The organism is Spirosoma pomorum, from assembly GCF_054776615.1.
This window is the reverse complement of record NZ_BAAHBP010000011.1, coordinates 1-1,714: the sequence shown is the minus strand read 5'-3', so window position 1 is coordinate 1,714 and position 1,714 is coordinate 1. Positions and strand designations below refer to the sequence as shown.

2 protein-coding genes are annotated in these 1,714 nt (G+C 39.3%); both read right to left on the bottom strand.

The features are described from left to right. Positions 1-14: 14 nt before the first annotated feature. Entirely contained in the window at positions 15-641 is a 627-nt protein-coding gene (locus ACYVAD_RS09825; protein ID WP_461139311.1) for an HNH endonuclease, read from the bottom strand. After that, positions 638-1,582: an AAA family ATPase gene (locus ACYVAD_RS09820; RefSeq protein WP_461139310.1), complete on the bottom strand. Its 945-nt coding sequence runs from the start codon at positions 1,580-1,582 to the stop codon at positions 638-640. The genes ACYVAD_RS09825 and ACYVAD_RS09820 overlap by 4 nt, the downstream gene beginning before the upstream one ends. Positions 1,583-1,714 lie beyond the last annotated feature (132 nt).

The window sequence follows — 1,714 nt, the reverse complement described above, 5'->3', positions numbered from 1 at the left end:
AGCCAACATTCAGATTATGCTACAGCGTATCGACGCGTATTGCCAAAGCTAATTCCCCAACACACTCTAAGTCGTAATACTTCGTCAAAAGTGTATTCAGCCCGTTGATAATCCCTGGTCTCTTTTTGCTTTGTGATCACAAACTTAAAAGTACCAGATAAATCTAGCATGCAATAATCTAAAGGATCTTCAGTGCGAGGATTAATAAGAACAGAATCTCCAATCGGTGGTTGTACTGCGGGTGTTCTCGGAGGGGGATTGACTCGTTGAAAGGTACCCGTATCTTCTCGAAAAACTGCAAATTTGTTGTTTTTTGGTCCGTTACATGGGCCACAGGCATAGACATAGTTGTCCCAATCAAATGCTTTTCCTGGATATATGTCTTTGGGGTATATGTGTTCTACTTCATCAGCCACAGAATCTTCACAGTAAACGCATCTCCTTGCACCCGCACACATTTTAGTCAATGCCTTTTTGACTTCATCAAAAACTACATTTCCTTTTCTATTTCTGTTACTAAAGCTTGTCTTTGCAAAATCTGACTGCTCCTCAAATGACGGTAGAATATTAATTTCTTCTTGTAATAGCTTGAGTGAATCCGCTATTTCTTCATCAAGTTCGATGTTTGTTAATTGAATCATCCTTCTGTCGGAAAAATACTACGTAACTCATTAAGTTTACCTTCATCCTCTGGGGAGATACTACCCATTATAGACTTTATGTTAAGCTCAGCCAACTCATTCAGCTTTTCATTGGATGACTCAGAGCGTGTAACGTTATCACCAAAAGCTTGTGTACCGTATGCATCTAGAATATTTCCAAAAACTAATCGCTTCTTTTCTCTCTCTTCTATTTTGTACGAGGCCTTATCGCTTCCTGGAGCAGGCAGTTGCCAAATAGTGCCGTTCTCAGCTGCTCGACAAACCAGAGGGCTATGCGTTGTGACAATAAATTGGATATTAGGAAAGTATTGAGTAAACCACTCACCTATTCGTGTCTGCCAAGTTGGATGTAGATGTGCATCTACTTCATCAATTAACACAATACCAGCTTCTTGTATCGTAACGTCATCACTCAGTATTTCTCTAAAAACCTTATTTGAGCCATACGTTTGAATCAACTGCCTCAATAATTCGAGAACCAGACTCAAAATTGATCTAAAGCCATCACTCATCTGGGTTATAGGTATGATTATACCATTTCCATCAATGAGATTGATTGTTTCAGAATTTACACTTTGGATTTTGACGTTAGGTGGCAACAGATTTGATTGATTAATAAATTTAGTGATACCCCATAAAGCTCTACCATCAACTGACTCATAATCAATATTTTCTTTATCTAGCTTTTTTATATAAAGAATCCGCAGAAAATCTATAGCTTCAGTAAGGGCAATATCTTCTCCGAAAACGCTCAAATGAGCGGCTGCGCTAGGATATGATTTAAATACACTATCCCATTCTTTGCTTCCTCCTGTGAAGCGACGAAAGGGCCCATATGCAGCCGAAAACCCGTCTTTTGGAATACCTTGCGACGATTGCTCTACCTGAGGGCCAAAACGGACAGGGAGAAGTTCTGGCAACTTTTTTGGAGCTTCTATAACTATATATGGTTTTTGAGATGAACCAACAATATCTAACTCTATTAGAGTGTGTTGGGGAATCTAAAAAGCTGGTAGTCAGGTCAACTTTGTAGCGACCAAGCAACAAAAGCA

What these genes read in the sequence shown, in the direction of transcription:
- ACYVAD_RS09825 (WP_461139311.1), bottom strand. Translation starts at nt 641, where the DNA reads ATGATTCAATTAACAAACATCGAACTTGATGAAGAAATAGCGGATTCA.